Source organism: Marinomonas phycocola, assembly GCF_047525455.1.
Taxonomy (GTDB): domain Bacteria; phylum Pseudomonadota; class Gammaproteobacteria; order Pseudomonadales; family Marinomonadaceae; genus Marinomonas.
This window is the reverse complement of the sequence record NZ_JBLIXL010000001.1, coordinates 14537-38835: the sequence shown is the minus strand read 5'-3', so window position 1 is coordinate 38835 and position 24299 is coordinate 14537. Positions and strand designations below refer to the sequence as shown.

The following is a 24299-nucleotide window of genomic DNA, read 5'->3' as shown; positions in this document are numbered from 1 at the left end:
ATGGACTTGTTAAACGTTCATAATTTGAATGTGAGTTTTCAATTAAAACAGGGAGATTTGGCTGCTTTAATTGATATTAGCTTTTCCTTAAAAAAGGGTGAACGCATTGCCTTTGTGGGGGAATCTGGTGCGGGGAAATCCATCTTAGGGTTCTCTATCGTCAATCTGATCAGCCGTCCGGGGTACATCAAATCCGGTTCGATTAAACTTAATGGCAATGAGCTTATCCATTTATCAAATCGCCAAATGCGTCATATTCGTGGCAAGCGTATCGCCATGATTTTCCAAGACCCTATGATGACGCTGAATCCAGTACTCACTATTGGTGAACAAATGGTAGAAGCCATTCGAAGCCATACGGACTTAAGAGTAAGAGAGGCAAAGCAGCTAGCCATAGAGACATTGTTTCAAGTGCACATTGCCTCCCCTGAAAACCGTTTTGATCAGTACCCGCACGAACTTTCTGGAGGAATGCGTCAGCGAGTTATCATTGCTATCGCTCTATTACTAACCCCCGACATTATTATTGCCGACGAGCCAACAACCGCGCTTGACGTTACCATTCAAGCCGAAATTTTAGAGCTGTTAAAACAAATCTGCGACGACAATAATGTGGCTCTTATTTTAATCAGCCATGATTTAGGGGTTGTATCACGTGTCGCAGAACGCACCATTGTGATGTACGCAGGGCGCATTGTTGAACAAGGCCCAACGATTGAAATTATTAATGATCCTCAACACCCTTATACTCAAGGGTTGCTAAATGCATTGCCGCAAATGTCATTACCAGGGCAACGATTAAATCAAATACATGGCACCATGCCTTCTTTGTTGGATCGTCCTTCGGGCTGTGCCTTTCACGCACGTTGCCCTTATGTCATGGAAAAGTGCAAACAAAGCCATCCAGATGCTCTCTACAATGGCGTATCACATGTTGCCTGCTTTATGGTGGAGGACATGCTTGAAGAATTCAACAATGATAGCAATGATCTCTATTTAGAAAGCGAACTTGATGACACGGCAGATAATCACTCAGAAGCACAGTCACAAGCTAGAGGACATAAAGAATGAAACAGGTTCCTCTATTACAAATCAGTAATTTAGAAAAACGCTTTTCTGTGAAAGAAAAGTGGATGTCCCAATGGTCTTTAAATAAAGGTCGATCCTATAAAAAACAAAACACGGTATACGCACTTAATAAAGTAACATTAACGCTTAATAAAGGCGAAACCTTATGTGTTGTCGGTGAAACTGGCTGTGGGAAGTCCACACTTGCTCGCACTATTATGGGTTTAACTAAGCCTGATTCAGGTGAGATCCACTATGGTGATCAACGCATTGATGATTTAAATGATCGCCTGCGTTTGGTTTTTCGTCGCCGTATGCAAATGGTGTTTCAAAACCCTTATGCGTCATTAAACCCTCGCATGACGGTTTATCAAACACTGAGTGAACCGATTGCCTTCCATAACCCTCAGTTATCTAGAATGGGAGTGGATCAAAAAATCACCCAATTGATGGAATCTGTTGGTATCTCGCCAAATTGGGTTGATCGATACCCCCATGAATTTTCAGGCGGACAACGCCAAAGAATCAGCATTGCACGCGCGCTTTCTGTTGAACCCGATTTAATTATTGCTGATGAACCTTTGGCGGCCTTGGATGTGTCTGTACAGGCTCAAGTTCTTAATTTAATGATGGATAAACAGGAGGAGTACAACCTGACTTATCTGTTTATTACACACGACTTGGCGGTTGTGGAGCATTTTTCAAACCGTGTTGCAGTCATGTACTTGGGCACAGTATGCGAGCTATCGGATACGAAAGCCTTATTTGATCACCCCAAACACCCTTATACTCAAGCATTGCTATCCGCCATACCACGGCTGGATAACAATACTCAAAAGCCAATCAAACTTATTGGTGAAGTCCCGACGCCTTACGAAGCAATTATTGGTTGTCCGTTTCAGGCTCGCTGCCCGTTTGCACAAGAAAAGTGTTTTCTTGAAGCGCCCAAAATGCTCCGCCAACCCGATGGTAGCAGTGTCGCTTGCCACGCCGTAGAGGAGGAACGTTTATGATTTCCTCTTTTTCGATACAAGAATTATTCTTAAACGTTGCGGGCTGGGAGGGTCTTGCCAAATGGAAATAAGATGGCTTGAAGATTTCATTGCCCTAGCAAAAACCAGGCATTTTTCTCGAGCGGCAGACGAACAAAATGTCACCCAGCCCACGTTTAGTCGTCGTATTAAACTGTTGGAAGAAGAAATGAAGGTCACCTTGATTGATCGTAATACGCTGCCTTTATCACTCACACCTGAAGGCGAGGTGTTTTTACACAGTGCAGAGCTAATTACTCGACAATTAAGAGACGCAAAGGAACGATGTCAAGAAATCCGCAAACAAGGAGAATCGCAAATTAGCTTTGCTACTACACAAACACTCTTTGTGAGCTTTTATAAAGGTGTTATTGAGCCCTTCAGCCAAGAAATTGACATGGAAATAGACCTAAATCTAAAATCAAGTTCTTGGTCAGGAATGGATTTCGTAAACGCATTAATAGAAAACCAATGCGATTTAATGCTGTGCTTTTGGCACCCAGCCATCCCATTTATTCATTCGTTAGATGATGAAAATTACGAATACTGTGTGATCGCCGATGAGACACTCATCCCATACAGTGTGGCTGACGACGAAGGCAACCCTACTTACGTACTTCCGGGCAACCGCAGAAAGCCGTTGCCACACATTGGCTATTACGATAATTCCTTTTTACAACCGGTGATTTTGCATCATCTGCAACGCCAAAGAGAGATAGCCCAATTAAAAACCATTAATGAAAATTACCATTCTGTGAATGTTAAGGCGATGGTAAAAGAAGGATTTGGCATTGGTTGGGTTCCTTCTCGATTAATGGCAGACACGCTTGATTATGGTAAAGTGGCCCTAGCAGGTGAAAAGGAGTGGCAAATCCCCTTAGAGATTCGCTTGTATCGCTCTAGGTTAAATAAAAACCCCAACCTAAACAGCTTTTGGAACCATTTAAAAGAACGTTTGAAATACAAAAAACGCTTCTAAAATAGGCCGATTACACAATAAAAAAGAGTGATCCAGATCCATATAAAATAAGCAACATACGTTGCTTGCCTTATGTTTCCATTTGGACTCACTCTTTTCTTATTCTTTAGATCGCTAATAATGTTAAATCTAAGAACCTATAAAAAAACATTCAATCGATTAAAAGCCCGAAACGACTATTTTTCCTTTTGCTTTATTAGACGCCACCAATGCATGAGCCTTCATTAAATTTTCAGCATTAATCGCACCGAAGTCTTCATCTAATGTGCTGATTACTTTACCGTTTTCAACAAGCGTTGCTACCGTGTTCAAAATATCGCGCTGTGAAGCAATATTCTCTGTCGTGAACATCGCTTTAGTAAACATAAATTCCCAATGAATTGAGACACTTTTACGTTTGAAAACCGCAATATTGACATTCTCAGGATCGTCAATCAAACCAAATTTACCTTGTGGTGCAATCAAATTTGCAATCGCTTCAAGGTGACTGTCTGTTTGATTTAAGCTAACCACATACTTCACATTATTAAGATTTAAAGCGGCAACCTCTTCATCTAAAGGATTACGGTGATTAACCACATAATCCGCACCAAGTTGCTTAACCCATGCTTGGGTTTCTTCACGTGAAGCAGAAGCAATAACATTAATGTTAGTACGCGCTTTCAATAACTGAATCATAATAGAGCCAACACCACCCGATGCCCCAACTATTAAGATGTGCTCTTTACTGTGGTCTGCTGTTTCATCAATACCCAAACGTTCAAACAACATTTCCCATGCGGTTAGTGTCGTTAATGGCAATGCAGCGGCGGCTGAAAATGACAAGTTTTTTGGCATACGACCAACAATACGAGAATCTACCGCATGGAATTCAGCATTTGATCCTGAACGCGTTACATCGCCTGCGTACCAAACTTGATCGCCTACTTTATATTCTGTCACTTTGTCACCGATTTCAGCGACAATACCCGTTGCGTCCCATCCCAACACCCCCCATTGACCTTCTGCAGGAGTCACTCTCTCACGTATCTTAGTATCTACTGGGTTTACGGAAACGGCTTTTACTTCGACTAAGACATCAAAACCACTTACCTTGGGCTTATCCATTTCAATATCTAGTAAGTAATCTGAGTCCTTCAATGTACGAGCAGCTTGATATGCAATGGCTTTCATTCGATGTTCTCCCCCATATCGTCTATTGATATGATTAAATTTAAATAGTGATACGCCGCGTCAAACAAAGATCAAAAAAACATTCAACCAATCATGACAACCTGTTTAACTGGCTCGCACCCCTTAAAAGAGGCATGGTAGTCCTTAACTCAGAGGCTTTAAACTGCCATTTTATTGAATCTCTATCAAAAAATTGAAAGTGACCCAATAATCATGACTGTCACTTAAAACATGAATTCCCTTTAAAAGATTATGAACGCCATTTGATTGAACACCCCATACTTGGGGTCTGCTGCGTTGGGCCATTGCCTGTTTCAGCAATCATGCGCATGGCATTGACCAGTTCAGGCACTCTTTCGGAAGATTCATTCATCCGAGCGTCATCCAAACGTCCTCGATACTGAAGCTCACCCTTTGAATTAAAGCCAAAGAAATCCGGTGTACAGATGGCACCGTATTGTTTACCAACCGATTGATTTTCATCGATCAAATAAGGGAAAGTAAAACTGTATTTTTCAGAAAATAACTTCATGTTTTCAGGTGAGTCTGATTGAATCAAATGGTAGTCATTTGACATGATGGCAAGCACATTTATACCCTCAGACATTAGCAATGCAGCATCTTCAGCAAGGCGATGCCCAATACGTTGAACATAAGGACAGTGATTACAAATAAACGCAATCAACACGCCCTTTTCGCCTAGCTGATCACGTAAATTAAAACGCTCCCCAAATGCATCTTTTAACGTGAAATCCGGCGCTTTCCAACCAAAATCACAAATCGGAGTATCAAGCAACATAAGATCAATCCTTATAAACGGCTCGTTTTTTAAAACAGTCATTACAGTAAAGACAAGATGCAACATTTACAATAAAACGTTCGACCCGTCATCAACAGCAAAGCACACACTGTGTATGTGCTTTGCTTTATTAACTATCTATTTTGCATTATAACGAAAGCGATACAAAGTATAAGGTGGCTTCGCATTTCCCATACCTTGGCTGAAAACAGGATGTTGATGCAATTGATCTTGAGTGACATAGACATAGTCGTTGCTTACTGCAAAGCTATCAGGCCAAGACAACCTCTTATCTTGTACTAAAACTTCATAGTTTCCTTTTGTGGTTAACCCCACTGCATTATTTTCCAAATCAGAAACAATAATGCCACCACTGGGAGCATAAGCAATGCCATCACTTGGTTTTTTTGGGGCCGAATATTTCTATTTTAGACTCTAATTGATTGTCGCTAAACTTCGTATCCGCCAGTGCTGCTGCAGAAATTCTATGTATTTTAGTGCCCGTAAATGCACCGAAATACACCCATTCCGAACGATCATCCATGGCAATTGGATTCAATCCAAAACGCAACTTTGTCACTTCGCCTTCTTTTGATTTCGATGCTAACAACGACGCTTCGATAACAATGTCTCTGTCTTCAGGCATCAAGGCATCTGCGCCTTCTAATACACGTTTTGCATTACCTGTGATCAAATCTACAACAATAAAAGCAGGTTTTATTGCACCCGAAAAGTTACCAAAAGACATGTCAGCAATAATGATTTTTCCACGTTTTTCGTCAATAACAAAATCTTGTAAAAACGAATTTGGTAATAATGCAGACGGCGTCAGCTCGATGGTTTTATGCAATTGATTGCTCACACTGTTCCAAGCGACAAGCTTTGCCGGAGACGCTTCACTTCCCATATCAAGCATCCAAACGATGCCCTTACTGTCAGAATGCACTCCAATAACCGCCGATAAGCCGACTTTTCCTAATTCAGGGCCATCCGCCCAATCAAGAGTTGGAAACGGTTGTTTCACCCCATTTGCCATGACTTCAACGACTTTCAGTTTTGGACCATCCAACGGATGCATGCTAACAATAATACGACCGGCAGGCGTTATCGTAATACCACCACCTCGTGCATCCGTAAATTGCGTGACTGGCTCTAAAAGCCCAACGTCTGCTGCATGAGTAATCGGTGACAACGCACCCACTAGAGTCAGTGCGGTTAAAGCCAACTGTATTTTGCGCTTTGTCATATCAATGCTTTCCTAAACGAGTTCTCGAATTCAAAGTTACATAAAAGAGTGCTGTTTACTTCTAACCTTCATAACTGAGATCGTCATAACATTAAATTTAAACAATCACCCTGTTGGAAAGCATACTAGCTCTTGACTACCTCCATTTAAACAGCATAATAATTGAATCTTTATCAAATATTCTTAGTTAATATGCTTTTAGAAGACCTTCAAGTTGTCCTTAAAGTTGCTGAGTTTCGCAGTATTACCGCCGCTGCTGAAAATCTCGACATGCGTACCGCGACTGCCAGTGCTGCATTAAAACGAGTTGAACAATCTCTTGGGGTTGAACTTTTTATCCGAACCACTAGGCAGTTGAGAATATCCAGCGCAGGTGAGCAATACATTCCAAAGTGTCAAAAAGCACTTTTTGAACTTGATCAAGCAAAACAAAATATCAAAAATGAATTAAATGTCATTGATGGAGAAATTCGTATTGCAATGTCATCTGACTTGGGTAGAAACCTTGTCACGCCTTGGTTAGATAAAATGATAGAGCAACATCCAAATATCCGCTTACGATCTCACATCAGTGATAGCAACGTTGACTTTTACCGTGATGCGGTTGATGTTGCATTACGCTATGGATCACCTAACGATTCAAATCAATACGGTTTTAAAATTTGTAATGTTCCTCGATTACTCTGCGCCTCTCAGGCTTATTTGGCTGAACATGGTACGCCTGAGCAGCCAAATGATCTGTTATCTCACAATGCACTTCTGTATCAGATATACGATATTCTTCATGATGTTTGGGAATTTTCTAAGGAAGACAGTAAACATAAAGTAAGAGTGACGGGAAATCGTGCATCGAATGATGGTGATTTAGTCAAACGTTGGTGTGTTGCAGGCAAGGGCATTGCCATGAAATCCAGCCTTGATATCTCAGCTGAATTATTGTCAGAAAAGGTTATCCCAGTGATGCCAGAGTACAAACCCATATCAACAGAACTTTGGCTTATTTTTCCAAGCAGACAATCCATTACCCCTGCGGCAAGACAATTAAGAGACACTCTAAAAGAAAAGTGTCACTACATTTTAAGCCAACTTATTGAGAAGGAGATTTTACTTCCTTAAACGGTTTATTCATTATTTACTTCCTTAAACGGTTTATTCATTAATAGAAAGCCGCCATATAAACAGGATGTATAAAAGATCATTTATAGAATCAATTACGGCTCAATTTTCGAAGCGACCAAGTCAGGGGGATAGGCTTTACCAAATAGATAGCCTTGGCCAAAATCACAGCCGTACTCTCTTAACAACGCTAATTGTTTATCATCTGTTATGCCTTCTGATACCACATTCAAGCCGAAACTGTGGCTCATTTGAATAGTCCCTCGAACCAGCGCTGCGTGTTTTTCGTTGTCTAAAATATCTCGAATAAACACCTGATCAATTTTTACACAATCAAATGGCAAGTCTTTCAGATAACTCAAACTTGAATAGCCTGTACCGAAATCATCTAAAGAAATTTTCATCCCTAATCGACTCACTTCAGACAACAGCTTTGCGCAACCTTCTGCATCTTCAATTAAGATAGACTCCGTCACCTCTAGCTCAATAAAACTGGTATCTATTTCATACTTTTCAATGAATCCAACCAATCGTTCTAAGAAATCCGCGCGTTTAAGCTGAGCCGCCGAGCAATTTATCGCGATAGGTGGGACAAACTCGCCTCGATCACGCCATTGTGCAATGTGGATACAAGCTTGCTCGATTACCCATTCACCCAAAGGCAATATAATGCCAGAGCGCTCCGCTATAGGGATAAATTCAGCAGGTGAAACCGCGCCCAGCTCATCATCATCCCATCTTAATAACGATTCTAGTCCGATGCAGCGTAACGTTTTTAAATCAACTTTAGGCTGAAAATACAGTTCTAATTGATTATTTTGCATCGCCAAACGTAGTCTTGTTTCGATTAAAACATTACGAATCAAACGCCCGCCCATTTCACTGTCGTAAAAATGATACGTTGAACGGCCAAGTGTTTTTGCCTTATGCATTGCCATATCAACATTTTTCATTAAGGTTGGAGCATCTTCACCAAACTCGGGGTAAGTTGAAATGCCTACACTACAACCTATCGTTAATATTCTTTCATCTACTAAATAGCTCTTACTCACTTGATCGATGATGTCTTGGGCCAACGCTATTAGCCGCTCACGATCCAATGTTGAACCAGTGGGTAATATTACCAAAAATTCATCACCACCAACTCGACCTATATGCGCCCCATCAGGCAGTACACTTAAGAGTCTTTGAGATACTTTTACCAATAGTTTATCGCCAATAAAGTAGCCAAACGCATCATTAATCGTTTTAAAGTGATCAAGATCCAATAACATCACTGCAAATGTAGAGTGGTCGCTCGCCAACACGACTTGCTGAGTCACTTGATGGTTTATTTCATGTCGACTTTTTAGGTTCGTTAGCTCATCAGTTGATAAAAAATATTCTGCCTTCTCCAATGATTCACTGTAAGCTCGGCTTAACTTATAAATAAAAAAGCTCACCAGAATGGCTAAAAATAAATAGGTCACCACAAGAAAAATCAACATATTCCAAGGCATTAATGTGTATGGATTCTCAAGCGAGCAACTTTCCACCAACCAAGTACGGCCAGCAAAATCCAATGTGCTCGAGTGCATTTTTGTCGACTTTAAACTATGCAATTGATGCTGACTCGTGTCATAGAACCAATGTGGTGCATCGTTCTCTTTTTGATCCGTCACATCCGCGAATCGATAAACAACATCGCTTCCTGAAAAGAAATCAATTTGATCAAGTAAACCATCAATTTTAAAAGCAATACCGACTATGCCTTTCAACTCGCCCTGTTGATTGAATACCGCATGACGCAATATAAACGCATTTTTTTCATCATCACCGTTCACCTTATCATTCGCGAGTGTGAGTGGTGGTGTCATTACGGTTTTTTTGCTGTCTATGGCGAGTTGTACTGAGTCCTTATAAGGTAATTCATTAGAAAGTAAATCAGCGCCGTGTTGCATGACATCGGGGAAGCCGTAAGTTAAGGGTAAATAAAACGCACGCTCTCCTTCAGGGAAAATGTGCACGTTTTGATGTTTCATGATTTTCTTTTGTTCTAGAAGAAAATCATCAACCTCCTCAGCTCGAATAAACTTTGCAAAATACACATTTGAAATGGGATTGAGATTTTGTTCCAAAAGAGAGTCACTGAAACGAGAAAATTGTTCATGAGATATAGTGTCATCATTAACAGAATCAAATAAAGCTACAATGGCGGCAACTTCAATAGCGTAGTTATTTAAAGAGATAGACAGGGCCGATACAAATCGATTCGCTACAACTCCTTGTTCATAGGCAACGCTGTTTTTCTCTTGTTGATATAAGTTAAATGTTGCCACAAAACCGCAAAAAGCAATTAGAAAGAAAACTAACAAGTAAGACTTATTTAGATAATCTTTTGAGTACACTGTTTATTCCTCTTATCTACTAACGTAACTATAGTGTCTAAACTACTCTATTAGAAATAAACAAATGTAATGTAATGTCTTCTATAGAAAATAATGAACAAACACGAGACTAAAACTCTCTTATTATCCTTAATAATACGCTAGGTTACACCCTTAAAAAGCGATTTAGAACATTTAATTGATTGATGCTTACCTCGACTCTTTATAGGAAAGCGTGTGACTTTACCCAGCAAGCAAAAAAGATTTGTGCTAAAATGCGGCTTATTCTTAGCATTTCAAAATTAGGCCCACCGTGACCATCTTTACTCATACTCTACCCGTAGCATTACCCACTAAATTAACCACGCTTTTATCCCATCTTGGTTTCACGGGTTTTACGCCAATTCAAGAACAAAGCTTACCTTCCATCATCAACGGCTCTGATGTGCTGGCACAAGCACAAACAGGAAGTGGTAAGACACTTGCGTTTGCCATTGGAATGCTAACAAAAATCAATCCGAAGTTTTTTGGAGTACAAGGTTTAGTTATGTGCCCTACTCGTGAACTGGCGGATCAAGTGTGTAAAGAGATCCGCAAAATCGCACGCTACATGGACAATATAAAGGTACTTAGCCTATGTGGTGGTATGCCATTTGGCCCGCAAATTGGTTCATTAGAGCATGGTGCCCATATTGTTGTTGGTACACCAGGGCGACTTTTAGAGCATTTGCGCAAAGGGACATTGAAAATAAACCACCTCAATACTTTAGTATTGGATGAAGCGGACCGCATGCTTGATATGGGCTTTGTTGACAGTATCCGAACGGTGATTGAACAAACGCCAGACAGAAGACAAACATTACTTTTCTCAGCAACGTATTCCGATACAATTATCGAATTAAGCAAAGAGTTTCAGGATGAACCTATCAGCATAAAAATAGCGTTAGATACTCAACTTACACCTGATATTGAGCAATGCTTTGTTCGTGTTAATAAAGAAACAAAACTGGAAAGCTTATTGGCAAGTTTCCGCTATTACACACCTCGTCAAGTCATTGTATTTTGCAATACAAAAATCGAATGCCAAACCGTTGCCGATTGGCTAGATGATCATAAAGTCAGCGCCAAAGCCATTCATGGAGACTTAGATCAACGCCAACGTGATCAAGTACTGGTTCAATTCAGTAATGCAAGTACGTCCGTATTGGTTGCTACAGACGTAGCCGCCCGTGGTATTGATGTTAAAGAAATCGATATGGTTGTGAATTTCGATATGACTCGTGACATTGATGTTCACACTCACCGAATTGGTCGAACAGGCCGTGCAGGTGCAAAAGGCATGGCGGTTAATCTTGTCACGAATAAAGATGATTACAAAGTGAAAGGGGTTGAGGAACGCTTCAATATTACTGCAAACTTCACAAACATTGACCCTGAAATTGACTATGGTTATCGTTTATTTCCGACTATGACAACGTTAGCTTTTGATGCTGGTCGTAAAAATAAGCTTCGCCCCGGGGATATCGTCGGTGCACTCACTGCTGGAGTTGGCTTAAATAAAGATCAAGTTGGTAAAATTGATGTGTTTGATTTTCAAGCTTATGTCTCTATTCAAAGTGATCTAGTAAAATCCACACTAGCAGCACTGCAAAACAAAAAAATTAAAGGTCGAAACATTAAAGTTCGATCATTGAGATAACGCTCTACTGTGACTCGTCCTTCCTAATAGTCACCATCGGATTCGTCTTACGATGGTGACTTTACTTATATGCCTTTTATTTAAAGTCGACCACGTCTACCTCATTTAACCTACCTTTTCCTTATATCTCTATTCTGATCAAAACACATTAAAAAGCCTAACTTGGTATATAAAATGCTTTGCTAAACTCAACGCTTTCTATCCGAATATTATTTAAATCACAAAATAAACACATTAGAATTTGACCGATCGGTTAAGTTTTATCTAAACTCGTTTAGAACGCCATGAGAATAGCCCGTCGCTATATTAAAAATACACATGCCATTTTATAACCGCATTTATTAAGGAGATTCGCTTTGATTCAATTTTTACACAATCAAGAATTACGAACGGAGCGTAATCTTGACCCTAACCTGACTGTTTTAAATTACCTACGGACTGTTCTTAATAAGACAGGAACAAAAGAAGGTTGTGCTTCTGGGGACTGCGGTGCTTGCACAGTAGTTTTAGCAGAACCAAATAACTCTCGTAAACAGTTACGATACACCAGCATCAATGCGTGCTTAACCTTTATCAGTGCATTACATGGCAAGCAACTTATTACGGTAGAAGACTTACAAGAAAATAACATACTGCACTCTACCCAACAGGCAATGGCAAATTGTCACGGATCTCAATGCGGTTTTTGTACACCTGGCTTCGTTATGTCGTTATTTTCTTTACAAAAAAATCAAGAAAAATACGATAAATCAAAAACAATAGAAGCACTTTCTGGCAATTTATGCCGCTGCACAGGGTATCGGCCTATTTATGATGCCGCAGAGAAAGCGTGTAATCAAAAAGCGACAGACCAATTCGACACACTAGAAACAACAACACTTAAGCAACTTAACGCCATTCCAACGATGAGTAAGTTGGGTTTTCGTACCGAAGATCATCAATGCTTTTCTCCTTCAAATAGCGATGAATTGGCTGAATGTTATCTGAATAATCCCGATGCACGTTTACTCGCAGGAGGAACGGATTTAGCACTGGAAGTCACTCAATTCCATCGCGCACTACCTACTCTAATTTATCTGGGAAATGTAGCCGATATGAAAAATATGGATGTTTTTGATAATCGCTTAGAAATTGGCTCAGCACGCTCATTAACTGATTGTTATTCTGCTTTAGCGGATGACTATCCGGATTTTGGTGAATTACTGCATCGTTTTGCTTCTTTGCAAATACGCAATCAAGGAACATTAGGAGGCAACATTGCCAATGCATCACCCATTGGGGACGCTCCTCCACTGCTCATTGCCCTGGGTGCAACACTGCAATTACGTCGAGGTAATGACCGTAGACGCATTTCAATTGAAGACTATTTTTTAGATTACAAAAAAACCGTAAGACAATCGTCTGAGTTTATCGAGAAAATCATTATACCTAAACACACAGCAACTCTATTTAAAGCGTATAAAGTATCCAAAAGACTCGACGACGATATCTCTGCCGTTTGTTTGGGTATTAACCTAACTCTGCATAACAATCGAATAATGGACGCAAGAATTGCCTTTGGCGGGATGGCTGGCATACCTAAACGCGCTTCCCATTGTGAGCAGGTGCTGACGGGGCAGGAATTTCAGGAATCCGTTTTTGAGTTGGCTTGCAATGCATTAGAGCAAGACTTCACACCTTTGAGTGATTTTAGAGCGTCTAAAGAATATAGACTGTTAATCGGACAAAACTTGCTTCGCAAATACTATCTAGAAACACACGCTCAACGGATCAATAAGGTCGAGAACGTCTATTCACAAACACGAGTAACGGCCCATGCCTAACGCATCGACTAAAAAACAAACTCAAGCTGAATTAGAAACACTCTTTTCTCAATCCATTACAACGGGTGTGGGCCGCTCTATAAAACACGAGAGTGCCGAAAAGCAAGTATCTGGAGCAGCGCAGTACATAGATGATAAATTAGAGTTCCCCAATCAATTGCATGTCTACGCTCGTACTAGCGACAAAGCTCATGCTCGTATTCTGTCTATTGATACCTCGCCTTGCTATCAATTCCCCGGGGTTCGCTTAGTCATTTCTGCCAACGATGTCCCCGGCAATTTAGACATTGGAGCGGTACACGCAGGCGACCCTTTATTAGCCAATGGTCTTGTTGAGTATTATGGACAACCGGTTATTGCCGTTGCGGCGTCCAATCATGATATAGCTCGGAAAGCCGCCGCCTCGGCCATTATTGAATACGAAGAATTAGACGCCATTTTAGATATTGAAGAAGCCCTAGAAAAAAAGCACTTTGTACTAGAGAGCCACCAGCACAAGCAAGGTGATTCAAAGGCTGCATTATCCACTGCTCCTCATCGAATTCAAGGTAAATTGCACATCGGTGGACAAGAACACTTTTATTTAGAAACTCAGATCGCGTCGGTTATGCCCACAGAAGACAATGGCATGATCGTCTACAGCTCAACACAAAACCCCACTGAAATACAGAAACTGGTAGCCAGTGTACTTGCGGTCCCCATGCACCAAGTTGTGGTTGATATGCGTCGTATGGGCGGCGGCTTTGGCGGTAAAGAAACTCAAGCCGCAATTCCTGCATGCCTATGTGCGGTTATTGCTCACTTAACCAAACAACCCACTAAAATGCGCTTACCACGAATGGAAGACATGATGATCACAGGCAAACGTCATCCATTTTTTGTTACTTATGACATAGGGTATGACGATGACGGTCGCTTACATGGCGTTGATATCCAGTTAGCAGGCAATTGCGGTTTTTCACCTGACCTTTCAGGCTCCATTGTGGATAGAGCCATGTTCCATGCAGACAATGCGTATTTTTTAAAAGACGCTACCATCACAGGTCATCGATGCAAAACCAATACCGCATCAAACACAGCCTATAGAGGGTTTGGTGGCCCACAAGGCATGGTGCCAATAGAAAATATAATGGACACCATCGCTCGTAATTTAAACAAAGACCCTTTAGAAGTACGTCGAGCCAATTACTATGACACGGAAACACGCAACACGACGCCTTACCATCAAAAAATAGAGCAGAACATACTGCCTGAAATAACAGACAGTTTAGTAAAAAGCAGTGATTATTACGCTCGGCGTCAAGACATCACCCAATTTAACAAAACCAGCCCAATCTTAAAAAAAGGATTGGCAATGACCCCTGTGAAATTTGGCATTTCCTTTACAGCCACTTTTTTAAATCAAGCCGGAGCTCTCATCCATATTTATACAGATGGTAGCATTCATCTAAATCATGGAGGCACAGAAATGGGACAAGGTTTGAATACCAAAGTGGCGCAAATTGTTGCAGAGGTCTTCCAAGTAGATTGCGATCGAATACACATTACTGCAACTAATACCGAAAAAGTACCGAACACATCACCAACAGCGGCATCCTCTGGCACCGACCTAAATGGAAAAGCGGCTCAAAATGCAGCTTTAACCTTAAAAAATCGCCTTATTCATTTTGCAGCGGCTCACTATTCTGTAGCCGAAGACGAGATAACTTTTCAAAACAGTCATGTTCGAATTGGTTCCCATTACTGCCCCTTTGAAGCGCTGATTCAATTGGCCTATTTCAGTCAAATATCTCTTTCCAGTACTGGGTACTATAAAACACCTAAAATTCATTACCATCGTGATACCGCGAGCGGACACCCTTTTTATTATTACGCTTATGGTATGGCCTGCTGTGAAGTAATAGTAGACAGCTTTACTGGGGAATATAAAATGCTCCGCACCGACATTCTTCATGATGTTGGAGCCAGCTTAAACCCAGCCATTGATGTAGGCCAAATTGAAGGTGGTTTTATTCAAGGCATGGGGTGGTTAACAACCGAAGAATTAGTCTGGAACGATGCCGGGCGTCTAATGACCCATTCTCCAGCAAGCTATAAAATCCCAGCCATTGCTGACACACCGCTGGACTTTAGAGTGAATTTGGTTGAAAGCAGGAAAAACCCAGAGGACACGGTTTACCACTCTAAAGCAGTAGGTGAGCCGCCATTTATGCTAGGCATTGCAGCATGGTGCGCCATCAAAGATGCGGTTGCTTCTATTGCAGATTACCGAATCCAACCAAAAATCGATGCCCCAGCAACGCCTGAAAAAGTACTTTTTGGTATTCAAGACATTAAACAAAGAATGATTCATCGAACGATTTAACGACATAGAGAAGCACTTTTAATGACAAATTCAATACAAGCTTGGCGTTCAGCCATTGTACACAGCGTTGCAGACCCAGCCGACGTTGGTATAGATGCATCCTATCAGTATTTTGAAGATGGTCTATTGGTTGTCGAGAATGACAAGATTATTGCCGTTGGCGAAAGCAAAGAGTTATTACCAATTTATCAAGATAAAGCAGACATTACTACAGTAGAACATGGCCTTATTACAGCAGGATTTGTAGACACTCATATCCATTATCCGCAAACAGGCATTATCGGATCCTATGGAGAGCAATTATTAGATTGGCTCAACAATTACACCTTTCCAGCAGAAGGAGAGTTCCATGACAAAGACTATGCCCGCAAGGTTGCAGATGTCTTCTTGAAAGAACTTTTACGCAATGGCACCACCACTGCGTTGGTTTTCGGCACCGTCCATAAAGAATCCGTCGATGCGTTTTTTGAAGCCTGCGAAACGCATAATTTAAGAATGATTTGTGGCAAAGTGATGATGGATCGACATGCACCTGACTTTTTAGTCGATACAGAGGAATCAAGCTATCAAGACAGCAAAGCGTTAATTGAAAAATGGCATGAAAAAGGTCGCTTACATTATGCCGTAACACCTCGCTTTGCACCGACAAGCACATCGGAGCAATTAACCCAAGCCGGTGAGTTATTACAAGAATTTGATCACCTTTACCTGCACACTCACTTGTCCGAAAATCAACAAGAATGTGAATGGGTAAGCTCTCTTTTCCCTGAAAGTAAACACTATTTAGACGTTTATGATCAGCATAAATTACTTAGTGAGCGCTCGGTTTTTGCTCATGGTATCCATTTATGTGATGACGAATACCATAGGCTGCACGACACAGGTTCGGCCATTGCATTTTGCCCAACCTCTAACTTATTTTTAGGCAGTGGATTGTTCCGTTTAAATAAAGCGGAAGAGCATAAAGTAAACGTTGGATTAGGTACGGATGTGGGCGGTGGCACCAGTTTTTCAATGCTGCAAACCATCAGCGAAGCCTATAAAGTTATTCAACTTCAGGGAGAAAAATTAAGCCCTTTTAAATCCTTGTATCTGGCAACATTAGGAGGCGCAAAAGCGCTTAGACTAGAAAATAAGATTGGTAATCTTGCCGTTGGCACTGAAGCCGATTTTGTGATCCTAGACTATCATGCGACGCCTTTATTAACGTTCCGCTTAGATCAATCTAAAACCCTAGATGAGACACTCTTTGTATTAATGACATTAGGAGATGATCGTACCATTGCGAGAACCTATTCTGCAGGTAAATGCGTTCACTCTCGTGACAGTTAAAAAATGGCCATCAAAAAGCCACAGCGAGACAACACATGTAAAAATCACATGCTTTAGTGGTGCAAGGGGTTAAGTCGGTTTTTCTATGAACTAAAAATGCATTTAGCAAAAACCAGCAACCCCTGTCGACATCTTATTTCACACCCAGCTTAACCGCCGTTCCAAACACCATTATTTCGGAAGAGCCATCCATAATAGTACTGGTGGTAAAGCGAATACCAACTACAGCATCGGCATCTAAGAGTTCAGCATTCTCTACCAAACGCTGAATAGCAATGTTTCTCGCCTCTGCTAACATTTCGGTGTACCCCCGTATTTCGCCACCAACAATACTCTTAAGCCCTGCCATGATATCTCGTCCAATGTGTTTCGCCTGGACAACGTTACCAGTCACCACACCAACGATTTCCGTTATTTCTTTTCCCGGTATCGTTTCGATTGTTGAATAAATCATTCTAATTTCCCTCTATGGATAACACAAAAAATCTAATTTGTAGATTCCCCTGTCAAAGCGCCCTCTTAAAACTTATGATATGTATTTTCTACGGAATCCTATAAGGCGTTCCTTCTATGATCATCCACACCCACAAATCGCTATGGTTTATCTAAAGCGATTACTCTTGCGGTGATGCCTTATATGGACCCTCTTTTAATAGGGTCTATGAGCAAATTCCGAAGCATTCCAGTAGAAACGCTAAGGGTGACCATTCATTTCTTACCACATACCTTCACAACATAAACGTACACCACAGAAAGAAGCATATAACGTTGATTTATACTGCTTCTGGTGGCATATCCAGCCCACATCCTGTCAATATTATGTGGCTAATGGTATCCCCGATTCGCTTTAGCCCTACGTCATCCAAGCAAGACTGATTCGTCAATGCTAAGACCTGTGATTCAAAATCCGCATAATGCTGTGTCGTCGACCAGATCATAAAAATCAGACTGGCAGGGTCTACAGCTTTCATTTTTCCTTGCTCTATCCAACCTTCTATCACTTTTACCCGCCCTTGAAACCAAGGTCGAAGGCTGTCTGTTAAAAAGTCATCTAGATGGTGCGCTCCTTGAATTACCTCCATAGCAAAAATTCTCGAACTTCTCGGCCTTTCTATACTTTGAATCAGCTTGGTTCGAATAAATTTATCTAAAACAACAGCGGGGTCATCCTCGATCGTTGCCTTATCAAAAACATCATTCCAGATGGTCGCAATACGATTTAATACGGTTTTATATAAATTTAATTTTGATTCGAAATAATAAACGATGTTTGCTTTTGGTAGATTCGCTTGTTCTGCGATATGCTGCAAACTCGCGCCACTGTATCCTTTTAGGCCAAATTCAATTTCTGCAGCATCAAGAATGCGTAAACGCACCTCATCACGATTTACTTGTCGCTTGCTCACACACATTTCCTTTTTCTATTTACAATAAATACCGTCAATTCATCAAAGTTGGGACCCTTCAGACAACATTCTCGGAGAAATATGAATCACATCCTGACCAGCAAGTGTCCCACCTAAAACCTCATACGCCTTACCAAAACCCTTTACGAAACGGCCCTTTATAGGAACAAGTTTGAAAAGCACAAAATCACCGAGCTGGCTAATTTGCGTAACTCTGTCACCTAAACGAGCCTGCAATATTGCAACGCCCTCTTCCCATGCAACACTTTGAGATTCAACAACATTGACTTGTAAATCATAAGTAACCCTTAGTCGAGCAAAAATTTCATCACTCTGGGATTCGTCTTCCATTATTAATGCCGATACTTGAGAGCATCTAAGCAAGTTTTGAGTATGAGCAGCCAATCCACTAATAAGAATAAACAACTCATCCTCTTTCATTGCAAAAGGCGCATAGGAAGAATGGGGCGAACCATCGGCATTTAATGATGATAAAAACAGACTTTTGTTCCTTTGTAACAGCTCCATAATTTCCATATTCAATTGCTGTTGTAATATCTTATTTTTCATTTTTAGCGCTCATCTTTCACAGTACAAACACACCAAGCACAGCCTGAATTCTTATAATAATAGTATGAATCGACCAATATATAAATTTTGATCGTAACTAGCATATTAATAAAAGCAGTGTACTCGCATAATTTTTAAAAATTTTGAGCTTACTTCATGCATAAAAAAAGCATGGGCAAGGCCATGCTTCTCAAAAAACAACAGTAAAACAAGGTATTTACTTATTTCTCTCTAGCCCTAAGAAGCGGTCAAGCGACAATTTACCCGGCCCAAATACCAATAACACCATTAAGACACCTAACCACCACGACGCTGGATTAACCCAATGATCCCATTCAGGAAAAACGGCTAATTGTATAAACAAGGTCATGCCAATTAATCCAATCGAAGCAAACCGAGACAAGAAACCAACAATCAGTAAAATGGGTAGTACAACTTCAACAATACCTGCTACAACGGCTAGAAGCTCTATAAAACTCACCATTAAAGAACCGGCTTCATAATCCAGTGTTTCGGGGTTACATAATAGCAACGCACCTGGTCGAACAGGGTCTGGACAAAAGAATTCATATAGAAACAAATCGTATTTGTCCGCATTAAATTGCAAAAAACCATTCCATTTAGACAACCCAGAAGACAAAAACACATTGGCAATCTGCACTCGTAGCCCTAACAGCACCAAAGGAGCTAGCCATTTACTGACCATTTCAAAAATAGACACGTATAATTCAGAAAGCTTTGAAAACATCCCCATAAACACACCTTATTACAGCAGAGTTAATAATCGATTTTGTAACAGTTCTGAAAAATATTCAGAAATGTCGAAGTTTGCTTCTATTTCCAAAACACTTAATGTTGCCTTTTCTAACGTGGCGCCCTTCTTTAAAGACTGTAATAATACTAGATCAAGTTTATCCAAAACTCGAACCCTTACTTCTCCTGCGCAACGCCAAATAAGAATAGATTGCTCTTCTGGTATCAATTTTGTGCGTTCTTCTAATGCGTCTCCTCGCTTCAACAGAGTCCAAGTGCTTAACACTGAAAACGTTGTTGTAATAAGATGTGCTGATTCCACTAAAGAAACTGGAACTTGGCTTAAATCAATGTCTTTCAATGCCATTTGGGTGACCGATTCACTGTCCCAAACCTGGCTCTCTTTGCTATTTAAAGACGTTAGCCAGTATAAATCCAACAACGCAAAATCTTTCAAATACGGTAAATCAACAACCGTTTCAAATAAAAAGTCAACAAACTCATCTTCTCCATAACCAATAAGAGTGGATTTTTTAGGTGGGTAATGCGTTATGTAGGAACCCGCAATTTGAGTAAAGTACTCCTCTCCCAAAAGGTTCACAACACTGGGGAAATTTGCTTTAAGAGCCGATTGACACGATTTAAAAAAACCATTGCGATAGATAGACATGAAATCTGAATTTCTTTCACCGTCCAAAAAGTCAACAATCAACTCATTAGAACCCGTTCTTAAGAAATTAGAAAAACCATTAAAATAATCGGCTAATGGATTCATATCACCTCAGAGATTAACGAATTTAATAGCGTTTGAGCAGTTTCTCTCTCCGCCCTTAAGTCATTAAAAGACGGAATATTATCGTCTCTTTCTAGTAATACAGGCACCGCACCGAACGCTTTTAACGCTAACTCTAAATAGTGCCACACCTTGTCATCCACAGGAGCACCATGACTGTCGATTAATAACGAATCAGTAAAATGAGCATCATGAGAAAAACCTGCAATATGTATTTCACCAACAACGCAGGGATCTATTCGAGAAAAATAATCAATAATGTCCAAACCACAATTCTTATGGCTTATATATAAATTGTTAACGTCAACAAGTAAGCCACAGCCTGTTTTATAAACTGCTTCCATTAGAAAATCAGGTTCATCTAATTCGGATGTGAAATCTAAATAATTACTTGGGTTTTCAATTAATATTGATCGGCCTATGGCATTTTGATAACGATCAATTCCATCACACAATTGCTGTAAAGCTAACTTGGTTTTAGGGAGAGGCAATAAATCAGCAAAGTAATTGTTTTGATGAGCAGACCAAGTTGCATGTTCAGAAACAAGTGTGGGATTGAACTCTTTAACAAGTTGAGCTACTTGCTGTAAGTGTTTGGGAAAGCGATCAAACGTATTCCCTAAAGAAGCACCCACTCCATGGAAACTTATCGGGAAACGCTGAGACAGTTTTCGAAGGTAATCTAACCGAGGGCCACCTTCAACAAAGTAGTTCTCAGTATGAACTTCAAACCAATATGTTGGGTCTGTTAAATTTAAAGCCTCATCATAATGTTGAGGCTTTAAATTAATGCCCGCTAATCCTTTTAAAGGAAGTGCGTTCATCATCAAACAAATATATTAAAAAGCACTCTTAGAAGCTTTACCATTTGGCGTCATGATAAATTCACAGCTACCTTTAGGTGCATAAGTCCAAGCATTTGATTGAAAATCTACAGTAGACGTACCTTCACAGCTTGTACCTGCACCAGCTTTACAATCATTATCACCAGATAGAGCAATGCCGTAGCAACGATCTTTACGTCCACGAATACTTTTACCGCCAACCCATTCAGAGAACTGTGCTTTAATTGCTTCAGGTGCATTTGGAGAAATTGACAACTGATCATTTGGTTTTGCATCAGCTACAGTAGAAAAAGTTGCCGCTGCTGCTGCACCTGCGATTAGAGCTTTATTTAAATTCAGTTTCATAATTAGTGCCTCATTGTCGTGTTTTAAAGTTTTAATTAATGCGCATGTGAAATAATAGACCGACATGTAAAACGTAAGTTCATTTTTTTTTAATATTATTTATATTTTATTTTTGAAGGTATTCAGATAATTCAGTTGCGGACAATAACTTGCCTTCATCTTCAATGTTTGGAAACACGGCAACAGCAACTTCATCAGTAATTAAACTTGGCAGCCAAGTTGACGTAAACGTCTCTAAATCAATCGCTACAGGCTCACAATCATCCCAATCATCTACAGCCCATTGCGCTGCAAATTCAGCATCAGGCCATACCATAATGCAATCACCTTCATCTGTTTCAACCATAACGAATCCTTGTTCGTTATTTAAACTCCATACTTGATTAGACACTTGAACCTGCTCTAGAAAGTAGGTTAACCGCTCTTCATCAGGCGATGCTAACAACATAACTCTTTGATCGATAGATAATTCTTGAGACATAACTTACTCGCTTTATAGATCATATTTAATTCAATTGGTCACATCCGTTAACACATATTACAACCGTAATGTTTAGCGTAACGTTTCGATTTCTTCTAACGTTAGCTCTCTAAACTCACCTACCGCTAATTCTGAGTCTAATTCAACACCACCAATGCCTTCTCTATGAAGAGAAACAACGTGATTCCCTACCGCAGCTAGCATGCGTTTCACTTGATGGTATTTACCTTCTTTTATTGTTAACCGAATACAGGTTTCTGTCACGACTTCGACGGTTGCAGGCAAAGTTGATACTGATTCTCCATTTAACATAACACCTTGAGTTAATTCAGAAACAGCCTGCTCACTCATCACAGAGTCTAAATGAACCAAATAGGTTTTGCTGCATTCATGTTTTGGAGACGTGATACGATGCAACCACTGTCCGTCCGTAGTCAGTAATAAAAGCCCTGTTGTATCTTTATCCAACCTGCCAACGATATTCAAACCTTTATGAAGATGCTCTGGCAATAATGTCATCACAGTCGTTTGTTCCGCATCTTGATTAGCACAAACAAGATCTGCCGGTTTATTCATCATGTAATAGCGATCACTTGGCCACTCTATCACAATGTCGCCTAACATAATTTGATCGCTTTCTAAAACTTGATGGTTCGCTTTTTTAACAACGACGCCATTTACCTGAACCTTATTCTTTTTAATATTAATTTTAGCGTCTTTACGGCTCAAACCTTGCGCATGCGACAGGTAATAATCTAATCTCAATGGAGTTCTCTTTTATTAGGTAAGTGGTTAGAACGTCTCGAACGTCGGCTCAACTTCTTTATAGAAAAACGTAGTCGCTTCTAATTGACCATTTGCACTACGAGCATAATTAGGAATCTCACCCGCGGCAACATAGCCCATTTTGGTAAAAAGATGAGAGGCATCGTCTTCGGACCTTGTTTCTAGGTAGATCAATTGCTTCTGCATTGACGCGGCAACACGTTCTGCGCCTTCGATTAACGTCGTTGCAAACCCACTATTCTGAACTTCATTTAAGACCATCAGTTTTTCAATTTTGCAACGGTGTAATGCATCAGCTTTAGGAGACGTTTCAATTTGAATTGTGCCGACTAGACGATCCTCATGCCTTATTGCTAGTACCTGACGATTATAACTAAGCAAATCGTCTTGGGTTTTTAGCCAATAATTTTTTGCCTCTTCTTCACTTACAGGCGGTAAAAAACCAATTGAAGCACCATTTTCCACAGCATCTGCAAGTAAAAGCACTAAATCATCTAAATAAGGCTCAAGCTTCTCTAATTTTAATAACACCATTAATCTATCTCATTTGATAATCGAACCCCTATCTTACCCGAGGAGACAAACGATATGAATAAAAGTCTATTAGGTTACATTATATCGTCCAGGTTTATGATTCACTGCAATAATCGAATTCAATGCAACAGCACCTATTATAGATACCACAATCAACCACCAGTGCACGGTAAACATTGATAAGAAAATAATGCCGCAGTCGACACACATTTGGAATTTACCCATCGATATACCACGGATTTTAGCAAGGTATCGAGCCAAAATATTTAATCCACCTAAGCTCGCATTGTGGCGAAACAGCATTAAAAAGCCAGCGCCAATCAAAAAACCACCAACAATGCTGGCATAAAGCTCATTAATGTCTGTGAACTGAATAAAATTTGGTGTCATTTCAGAAAAGAAAGACAGTAAAAATACAGACAAAAATGTTTTAGACGTAAACTCCCAACCCATTTCTTTAATAGACAACCAATAAAATGGCAAGTTGATAATAAAAAAAACAAAACCAAAACTGAATGAGGTCGAGTATTGAATTAAGAACGCAAGACCCGCTGTCCCGCCAGTCAATAATCCCGTGTTGCCATACATAGTAACGCCTAAAGAAATCAGTAAAGTACCGATTACCATTGCTAAAACATCTTCCATAAGACTATGCTTTACAACGTTTTTTTTCGAATCCATTTCTCTCTCTACTAAAATAATTTTCACATCTCTGCCGGAACACTTATTTTAGTTGAAGGTGTATTAGATAAAAAGTAAACAAAGAAAACTGTTAGATAAAAAATACAG

Annotated in this window: 24 protein-coding genes; 8 read left to right on the top strand and 16 right to left on the bottom strand. The window is 40.2% G+C overall.

What is annotated here, in order from left to right:
• The 3 genes from ACMUMJ_RS00200 (at position 1) to ACMUMJ_RS00190 (ending at position 3078) form a co-directional block, all read left to right on the top strand.
• Positions 1-1071, top strand: a complete 1071-nt coding sequence (locus ACMUMJ_RS00200) for an ABC transporter ATP-binding protein (RefSeq protein ID WP_414676778.1) — start codon at positions 1-3, stop codon at positions 1069-1071.
• A complete protein-coding gene (locus ACMUMJ_RS00195; RefSeq protein WP_414676777.1) occupies positions 1068-2081 on the top strand; it encodes an ABC transporter ATP-binding protein in 1014 nt (337 codons plus the stop codon). Before ACMUMJ_RS00200 ends, ACMUMJ_RS00195 begins: the two co-directional genes overlap by 4 nt.
• A 61-nt stretch (positions 2082-2142) precedes the next feature.
• The gene (locus ACMUMJ_RS00190; protein WP_414676776.1) at positions 2143-3078 is read left to right on the top strand and encodes a LysR family transcriptional regulator; all 936 of its coding nucleotides are present in this window, start codon (positions 2143-2145) and stop codon (positions 3076-3078) included.
• 159 nt (positions 3079-3237) lie between these two features.
• On the opposite strand, the gene ACMUMJ_RS00185 is transcribed toward ACMUMJ_RS00190, so the two are convergent.
• The 4 genes from ACMUMJ_RS00185 to ACMUMJ_RS00170 form a co-directional block, all read right to left on the bottom strand.
• Positions 3238-4251, bottom strand: a complete 1014-nt coding sequence (locus ACMUMJ_RS00185) for a zinc-binding alcohol dehydrogenase family protein (RefSeq protein ID WP_414676775.1) — start codon at positions 4249-4251, stop codon at positions 3238-3240.
• Between the two features lie 250 nt (positions 4252-4501).
• Entirely contained in the window at positions 4502-5050 is a 549-nt protein-coding gene (locus ACMUMJ_RS00180) for a thioredoxin family protein (protein WP_414676774.1), read from the bottom strand.
• Positions 5051-5188: 138 nt separating this feature from the next.
• Complete coding sequence (locus ACMUMJ_RS00175) at positions 5189-5401, bottom strand: hypothetical protein (protein ID WP_414676773.1); 213 nt, start codon at positions 5399-5401, stop codon at positions 5189-5191.
• A gap of 43 nt (positions 5402-5444) precedes the next feature.
• Positions 5445-6296 carry an L-dopachrome tautomerase-related protein gene (locus ACMUMJ_RS00170; protein WP_414676772.1) on the bottom strand — a complete coding sequence of 284 codons (852 nt, stop codon included), beginning with the start codon at positions 6294-6296 and terminating at the stop codon, positions 5445-5447.
• 162 nt (positions 6297-6458) lie between these two features.
• Between ACMUMJ_RS00170 and ACMUMJ_RS00165 the strand changes: the two genes are divergently transcribed.
• Positions 6459-7412, top strand: coding sequence for a LysR family transcriptional regulator (locus ACMUMJ_RS00165; protein ID WP_414676771.1), 954 nt, complete (start codon positions 6459-6461; stop codon positions 7410-7412).
• A gap of 95 nt (positions 7413-7507) precedes the next feature.
• Here the strand turns inward: ACMUMJ_RS00165 and ACMUMJ_RS00160 are convergent, their stop codons facing one another.
• Positions 7508-9799, bottom strand: coding sequence for a bifunctional diguanylate cyclase/phosphodiesterase (locus ACMUMJ_RS00160; protein ID WP_414676770.1), 2292 nt, complete (start codon positions 9797-9799; stop codon positions 7508-7510).
• Between the two features lie 292 nt (positions 9800-10091).
• On the opposite strand from ACMUMJ_RS00160, the gene dbpA reads away from it, so the two are divergent.
• The 4 genes from dbpA to guaD all read left to right on the top strand — a co-directional run bounded on the left by dbpA (position 10092) and on the right by guaD (position 16997).
• Positions 10092-11477, top strand: a complete 1386-nt coding sequence (dbpA, locus tag ACMUMJ_RS00155) for an ATP-dependent RNA helicase DbpA (protein ID WP_414676769.1) — start codon at positions 10092-10094, stop codon at positions 11475-11477.
• Between the two features lie 356 nt (positions 11478-11833).
• Positions 11834-13300 (top strand): xanthine dehydrogenase small subunit, encoded by a 1467-nt coding sequence (gene xdhA, locus ACMUMJ_RS00150; protein ID WP_414676768.1) that lies wholly within the window; start codon positions 11834-11836, stop codon positions 13298-13300.
• Positions 13293-15665, top strand: coding sequence for a xanthine dehydrogenase molybdopterin binding subunit (gene xdhB / locus ACMUMJ_RS00145; RefSeq protein WP_414676767.1), 2373 nt, complete (start codon positions 13293-13295; stop codon positions 15663-15665). The genes xdhA and xdhB overlap by 8 nt, the downstream gene beginning before the upstream one ends.
• Positions 15666-15686: 21 nt before the next feature.
• On the top strand, positions 15687-16997 hold the full coding sequence (gene guaD, locus ACMUMJ_RS00140; RefSeq protein ID WP_414676766.1) for a guanine deaminase: 1311 nt from the start codon (positions 15687-15689) through the stop codon (positions 16995-16997).
• Positions 16998-17130: 133 nt separating this feature from the next.
• Here guaD and ACMUMJ_RS00135 read toward each other — a convergent pair whose 3' ends face one another.
• From ACMUMJ_RS00135 to ACMUMJ_RS00085, 11 genes are all read right to left on the bottom strand, one after another.
• Positions 17131-17451, bottom strand: coding sequence for a heavy metal-binding domain-containing protein (locus ACMUMJ_RS00135; RefSeq protein WP_414676765.1), 321 nt, complete (start codon positions 17449-17451; stop codon positions 17131-17133).
• A gap of 319 nt (positions 17452-17770) precedes the next feature.
• Positions 17771-18403 (bottom strand): TetR family transcriptional regulator C-terminal domain-containing protein, encoded by a 633-nt coding sequence (locus ACMUMJ_RS00130; RefSeq protein ID WP_414676764.1) that lies wholly within the window; start codon positions 18401-18403, stop codon positions 17771-17773.
• A 42-nt stretch (positions 18404-18445) separates the two neighbouring features.
• The gene (locus ACMUMJ_RS00125) at positions 18446-18973 is read right to left on the bottom strand and encodes a HugZ family pyridoxamine 5'-phosphate oxidase (protein WP_414676763.1); all 528 of its coding nucleotides are present in this window, start codon (positions 18971-18973) and stop codon (positions 18446-18448) included.
• A 217-nt stretch (positions 18974-19190) separates the two neighbouring features.
• Positions 19191-19727: a DoxX family protein gene (locus ACMUMJ_RS00120; protein ID WP_414676762.1), complete on the bottom strand. Its 537-nt coding sequence runs from the start codon at positions 19725-19727 to the stop codon at positions 19191-19193.
• 12 nt (positions 19728-19739) lie between these two features.
• Positions 19740-20501, bottom strand: coding sequence for an HvfC/BufC family peptide modification chaperone (locus ACMUMJ_RS00115; RefSeq protein ID WP_414676761.1), 762 nt, complete (start codon positions 20499-20501; stop codon positions 19740-19742).
• Positions 20498-21343: an MNIO family bufferin maturase gene (gene bufB, locus ACMUMJ_RS00110; protein ID WP_414676760.1), complete on the bottom strand. Its 846-nt coding sequence runs from the start codon at positions 21341-21343 to the stop codon at positions 20498-20500. Before bufB ends, ACMUMJ_RS00115 begins: the two co-directional genes overlap by 4 nt.
• A 15-nt stretch (positions 21344-21358) precedes the next feature.
• Complete coding sequence (gene bufA1, locus ACMUMJ_RS00105) at positions 21359-21709, bottom strand: BufA1 family periplasmic bufferin-type metallophore (RefSeq protein ID WP_414676759.1); 351 nt, start codon at positions 21707-21709, stop codon at positions 21359-21361.
• 106 nt (positions 21710-21815) lie between these two features.
• Positions 21816-22190 (bottom strand): DUF2750 domain-containing protein, encoded by a 375-nt coding sequence (locus tag ACMUMJ_RS00100; protein WP_414676757.1) that lies wholly within the window; start codon positions 22188-22190, stop codon positions 21816-21818.
• A 72-nt stretch (positions 22191-22262) separates the two neighbouring features.
• Positions 22263-22955: a pseudouridine synthase gene (locus tag ACMUMJ_RS00095; RefSeq protein ID WP_414676756.1), complete on the bottom strand. Its 693-nt coding sequence runs from the start codon at positions 22953-22955 to the stop codon at positions 22263-22265.
• 27 nt (positions 22956-22982) lie between these two features.
• Positions 22983-23510 carry a GNAT family N-acetyltransferase gene (locus tag ACMUMJ_RS00090; RefSeq protein ID WP_414676755.1) on the bottom strand — a complete coding sequence of 176 codons (528 nt, stop codon included), beginning with the start codon at positions 23508-23510 and terminating at the stop codon, positions 22983-22985.
• A gap of 69 nt (positions 23511-23579) precedes the next feature.
• Positions 23580-24191 (bottom strand): YitT family protein, encoded by a 612-nt coding sequence (locus ACMUMJ_RS00085; protein ID WP_414676754.1) that lies wholly within the window; start codon positions 24189-24191, stop codon positions 23580-23582.
• Positions 24192-24299: the final 108 nt, after the last annotated feature.

Bases quoted from the DNA above. Each gene is read 5' to 3' on its own strand.
- ACMUMJ_RS00200 (WP_414676778.1), top strand. From the start codon at position 1: ATGGACTTGTTAAACGTTCATAATTTGAATGTGAGTTTTCAATTAAAA.
- ACMUMJ_RS00195 (WP_414676777.1), top strand. From the start codon at position 1,068: ATGAAACAGGTTCCTCTATTACAAATCAGTAATTTAGAAAAACGCTTT.
- ACMUMJ_RS00190 (WP_414676776.1), top strand. From the start codon at position 2,143: ATGGAAATAAGATGGCTTGAAGATTTCATTGCCCTAGCAAAAACCAGG.
- ACMUMJ_RS00185 (WP_414676775.1), bottom strand. From the start codon at position 4,251: ATGAAAGCCATTGCATATCAAGCTGCTCGTACATTGAAGGACTCAGAT.
- ACMUMJ_RS00180 (WP_414676774.1), bottom strand. From the start codon at position 5,050: ATGTTGCTTGATACTCCGATTTGTGATTTTGGTTGGAAAGCGCCGGAT.
- ACMUMJ_RS00170 (WP_414676772.1), bottom strand. From the start codon at position 6,296: ATGACAAAGCGCAAAATACAGTTGGCTTTAACCGCACTGACTCTAGTG.
- xdhB (WP_414676767.1), top strand. From the start codon at position 13,293: ATGCCTAACGCATCGACTAAAAAACAAACTCAAGCTGAATTAGAAACA.
- guaD (WP_414676766.1), top strand. From the start codon at position 15,687: ATGACAAATTCAATACAAGCTTGGCGTTCAGCCATTGTACACAGCGTT.
- ACMUMJ_RS00135 (WP_414676765.1), bottom strand. From the start codon at position 17,451: ATGATTTATTCAACAATCGAAACGATACCGGGAAAAGAAATAACGGAA.
- ACMUMJ_RS00125 (WP_414676763.1), bottom strand. From the start codon at position 18,973: ATGAAAAATAAGATATTACAACAGCAATTGAATATGGAAATTATGGAG.
- ACMUMJ_RS00120 (WP_414676762.1), bottom strand. From the start codon at position 19,727: ATGGGGATGTTTTCAAAGCTTTCTGAATTATACGTGTCTATTTTTGAA.
- ACMUMJ_RS00115 (WP_414676761.1), bottom strand. From the start codon at position 20,501: ATGAATCCATTAGCCGATTATTTTAATGGTTTTTCTAATTTCTTAAGA.
- bufB (WP_414676760.1), bottom strand. From the start codon at position 21,343: ATGAACGCACTTCCTTTAAAAGGATTAGCGGGCATTAATTTAAAGCCT.
- bufA1 (WP_414676759.1), bottom strand. From the start codon at position 21,709: ATGAAACTGAATTTAAATAAAGCTCTAATCGCAGGTGCAGCAGCAGCG.
- ACMUMJ_RS00100 (WP_414676757.1), bottom strand. From the start codon at position 22,190: ATGTCTCAAGAATTATCTATCGATCAAAGAGTTATGTTGTTAGCATCG.
- ACMUMJ_RS00090 (WP_414676755.1), bottom strand. From the start codon at position 23,510: ATGGTGTTATTAAAATTAGAGAAGCTTGAGCCTTATTTAGATGATTTA.
- ACMUMJ_RS00085 (WP_414676754.1), bottom strand. From the start codon at position 24,191: ATGGATTCGAAAAAAAACGTTGTAAAGCATAGTCTTATGGAAGATGTT.